Here is a 4,563-nt window from a genome sequence, read left to right on the forward strand (position 1 = left end):
GTCATGAACTGCTCCTCCTCGAAGTGGGCTGGAAGGCGATTTCGGTGACGCGCCGCCAGTCCAGTGGCGGCTGGGGCTCGATGACCCCGGGCCGCCGGCGCGGCAGGAGCACGCGCAGGGCTCGGGGACGGAGGGTGCAGACGACGGGGGTGGGGAGCATCAGCGCCTCGCCGTCGACGGCGACGGCGATCGTGCCGGGCTCGCCGGGAGGCCGGGCCGGCGCCGGGACGAGCGCCGAGGCGGGTGCGGGGACGGGCGCCGCGGCCTTGCCCGTCACCTCCACCCGGGCGGCCGTCAGGACGTTCAGGCCGCTCGCCTGGGTACCCCGTACGACCATCTCGGCGGCCTGCGCGGCCCCGTCGACCCGGATGGCGATCACCCCGAGCTCCCCGCCGTCGAGGCGGGGTCTGCGGGCGGCGGCGGCCGTGAGCGGATCGGTCGTGGCGTACGGGTTGTTGCTGACGAGGAGGGCCTGCTGGGCGGGGAGCGGAACGCCGTCGGCGATCGCGTCGAGCCGGTCGCCGCCCCCGCCCTGGAGGAGGTCGGGCAGGACCTCGACCGCGGTGCCGGCCTTGGCGTCGCGGTACTCGGGCAGTTGGACGACGTCGGCGTACACGCCGAACGAGACGGTGTTGACGAACGGGCGCCCGGAGACGGAGCCGAGGTCGACGCGGAACTCCTCGCCGTCGACGAGGGCGTCCAGGCAGGTCGACGGGTCGGTGCGGTCGAGCCCGAGGTCGAGGGCGAAGTGGTTGCGGGTTCCGGCGGAGATGACGAGGAACGGCAGGTCGTGCTCGGCGGCCACGGCCGCCACCAGGGCCTGGGTGCCGTCCCCGCCGGCCACCCCGAGCAGGTCGGCGCCGTCGGCCACGGCCTGCCGGGCGATGGCGGTGACGTCGGCCTCGGTGGCCGTGTCGATGAGGACGACCCGCGCCCCCAGCTTCTCGGCACGCTCGACGAGCTTGAAGCGGGCGACCTTTCCGCCCCCGGACGTCGGGTTCATGATCAGCACGGCCCGCCGGGGCCGGGGCCGCCGCACGCCCCGCGGGAGCGCCTTCGGCCCGCTCCGGCCCCGGATGAGACGCAGTGAGGTCCGGGCGCAGACCAGGGCCACGCTCCACAGCGCGAGCGCGAGGAGCGCGGTCAGCCAGGGGCCCCAGACGACGTAGACGACGAGCACGGCGATCGGCGCGCCGACGGCGAGCAGGGCGCCGGTCACCCGCAGCGCCCCGCGGTGGGCGAGGAACCACCAGATGCCCACGGCCGAGCAGGCGAGCCCGACGAGCGCGCCCAGCAGGACCAGCACCCCGGCGCCGCCGAGTCCCGACAACAGCAGCACGACCGCCGCCACCGCGGCGCCGAGCGCCCATCGCGCCAGCAGCCGCGCCTGGTCCGTCGGATCCCCGGATCCGTTCACCGTCACGGTCCCCACCTCCACGCTCAGCGTCCACGAACCAGACTCGCCCACGGTGCCACGCACCGCGCCCCGGGTACGGAAACGCCCCGACCGGTCGAAACCGGTCGGGGCGCTCCTCGGCAGTCCGGAGGCCGAAACCCCCGCCTGCCACACGTAGGCCGTGTGGGACTCGAACCCACAACCAACGGATTAAAAGTCCGCTGCTCTGCCAATTGAGCTAACGGCCCGTGGACAAGCACACCCGTGCAGCATAGCCCGAGAGATCCCCCGAACCGATCGGGTATCCGCCTACGGCTCGGGTGACCGTCCCTCACGTGGGCCTCGGGCGTGCCGTGGACCGGCGCGATCGGGCCGGTCCACGGCGCAGGGCCCGTACCCCACCGAGAGTGGGGTACGGGCCCTGTGCGGGTCCTACGGACGATCAGCCGTTGCGCTTCCAGCGCGGCTTGTCGTCGCGGCGGCTGAAGCCGCCGGCCGAGCCGGTGCCGGTGCCGGTGCCCGTGCCGCGGTGGTCGTCACGACGGCCGTACGGGCGGTCGCCGCCACCGGAGCGGAAGCCGCCGGAGGGGCGGTCGTCGCGACGGTCGCGGTTGAACGGACGGTCGCTGCCCCGGTGGCCGGACGGGCGGTCGTTGTCACGACGCTCGAAAGAACGGCCGCCACGGTCGTCACGGTTGAAACCACCCGACGGACGGTCGTCGCGACGGAAACCGCCGGACGGACGGTCGTTGTCACGACGCTCGAAAGAACGGCCACCGCGGTCGTCACGGTTGAAACCACCCGACGGACGGTCGTCGCGACGGAAACCGCCGGACGGACGGTCGTTGTCACGACGCTCGAAAGAACGGCCACCGCGGTCGTCACGGTTGAAACCGCCCGACGGACGGTCGTCGCGACGGAAACCGCCGGACGGACGGTCGTTGTCACGACGCTCGAAAGAACGGCCACCGCGGTCGTCACGGTTGAAACCGCCCGACGGACGGTCGTCACGGCGGAAGCCACCGGACGGACGGTCGTTGTCACGACGGAACCCGCCGCGGTCGCCGCCGCGGTCGCCACCCCGGAAGCCGCCGCGGTCGTCGCGGTTGAAGCCGCCACGGTCACGACGCTCGTAGTTGCCCCGCTCGTCGCGGGCCGGACGCTCCTCGCGGCGCTGCTCCTCGACGCGGGCGACCCGCTCGGCCTCGACGGCCGCGGCGGCGACCTCGGCCTCGGCGGCCTCGGTCACCTCGGCGACGGCGGCCTCGGGGTCCTCGCCGCGCTCGCGGGCGGCGCGGGCCACCAGGCGGTCGGCCTCCTCGCGGAGCTCGACGGCGCGGCGCTGCAGGCGCTCCAGCTGCTTGGTGAGGTCGACGACCTCGCGCTCGGCCTGCTTGGCCGAGTTGTTCGCCGAGTCGGCCTGGACCTCGGTCAGCGAACGGGCGCCGGTGATCTCGGCGACCTCGGGGTCGAACGCGCCGGCGCCGCCGACCATGTGGCGCGAGGCGTCGACGCCCGCGTCCTCCATCAGCCGGAAGATCTGGCGGCGCTGGTGCGGCAGGGCCAGGGAGACCACGACGCCGGAGCGGCCGGCACGGGCGGTGCGGCCCGAGCGGTGCAGGTAGTCCTTGTGGTCGCCGGCCGGGTCCACGTTGAGGACCAGGTCGATGCCGTCGACGTGGATGCCGCGGGCGGCGACGTCGGTCGCGACGAGCGCGTTGACGTAGCCGTCCTTGAAGTCGGCCAGGGTCCGCGTACGGGCGCCCTGGGTCATGCCGCCGTGCAGCGCGTCGGCCTTCACACCGGCGTCGCGCAGCTGCTCCGCGATGCGGTCCGCGCCCAGCTGGGTGCGGACGAAGATGATGGTGCGGCCCTTGCGGGCGGCGATGGCGGCCGTGACCGGCGCCTTGTCCTTCGGCTTCACGACGAGGACGTGGTGGGTCATGGTGGTGACGTTGCCCTGGGCGCTGTCGACCTCGTGGGTGACCGGGTCGGCCAGGTAGCGCTTGACCAGGGTGCCGATCTCGTTCTCCATGGTGGCGGAGAAGAGCATGCGCTGGCCGCCGCCGGGGATCTGGTCGAGCAGCTCGGTGACCTCGGGCAGGAAGCCCAGGTCGGCCATCTGGTCGGCCTCGTCGAGGACGGCGATCTTGACGTTCTCGAGGGAGCAGGCGCCGCGGTTGATGATGTCGCGCAGACGGCCCGGGGTGGCGACGAGGACGTCGACACCACGCTCCAGGGCGTAGATCTGGTTGCCCATGGACGTACCGCCGCAGACGACCTTCATCTTGAGGCCGAGCACGTCGCCGTAGGGCTGGAGGGCGTCCGCGACCTGCATCGCGAGCTCACGGGTCGGCGTGAGGATGATGCCGCGGGGCTTCTTCTTGTCGGTGTGGCCGCCTGCCAGACCGGCCAGGAGCGGGAGACCGAAGGAGAGGGTCTTGCCGGAGCCGGTGCGGCCACGGCCGAGGATGTCCTTGCCGGCCAGGGCGTCCGGGATGGTCGCGGCCTGGATCGGGAAGGGGGTGGTGACGCCGTTCTGCGCGAGCTTGCGCACCACGCCGTCCGGCAGACCGAGGTCGCCGAAGGTGACGGTGGGCTCGGCGGGCTCCTCGGCGGAGTCGTCCGCGTCGAGGTCGAGCTCGAGGTCGTCGAGGGTGTCGGTGAGCTCGTCGGCGTCGATGACGGCCGTCGTGACGATCTCGGTGGCCTCTACGGCCTCGACGATCTCGTCGTTCTCGGGCATGACGGCGTGGTCAGAACTGAAAATGGACATGCGAAATGCGAAACCTTCCGGAGTCTCGGCACGCGCCCGTCAACTCCGTGATTTCGCAAACGACCGCCTCAATGCGGTCAGCCACGGCTAGGGAGAGTACGCGCCACACGGCGCTCTTCTGTGTCGGCGCCGGGCAATGGGATCAAACGATCTACCACCATACGCACCCTCCCCCACCTATGGCAAATCGGACTCGGTCACACCGGTCCGACCTGCGGAGACGCCACCGGCTCGGGGGACACGTCCGGGCCGTCCGCCGCGCGCATCGCGCCCAGCTGGGTGTCCGGTCCGGGCGACGGCGGATCGGTCGGGTTGGAGGTGGGCTCGGGCGTGGGTTCGGGCGTCGGTTCCGCGGTCGGCTCGGGAGTCGGCTCGGGCGTCGGCTCCACGG

Annotated in this window: 2 protein-coding genes, 1 tRNA gene and 1 pseudogene; all 4 read right to left on the bottom strand. The window is 72.8% G+C overall.

What is annotated here, in order from left to right; genetic code table 11:
- Position 1: 1 nt before the first annotated feature.
- Positions 2–1,417, bottom strand: a complete 1,416-nt coding sequence (locus tag EAO70_RS13460) for a diacylglycerol/lipid kinase family protein (protein WP_148003467.1) — start codon at positions 1,415–1,417, stop codon at positions 2–4.
- Positions 1,418–1,571: 154 nt separating this feature from the next.
- Positions 1,572–1,644: transfer RNA gene (locus tag EAO70_RS13465), tRNA-Lys, on the bottom strand.
- Positions 1,645–1,838: 194 nt separating this feature from the next.
- Positions 1,839–4,172 carry a DEAD/DEAH box helicase gene (locus EAO70_RS13470; RefSeq protein WP_148003228.1) on the bottom strand — a complete coding sequence of 778 codons (2,334 nt, stop codon included), beginning with the start codon at positions 4,170–4,172 and terminating at the stop codon, positions 1,839–1,841.
- A 197-nt stretch (positions 4,173–4,369) separates the two neighbouring features.
- Positions 4,370–4,563 (bottom strand): annotated as a pseudogene (locus EAO70_RS13475) (hypothetical protein); the annotation flags it as partial.

Source organism: Streptomyces sp. adm13(2018), assembly GCF_008042145.1.
Classification (GTDB): Bacteria; Actinomycetota; Actinomycetes; order Streptomycetales; family Streptomycetaceae; genus Streptomyces.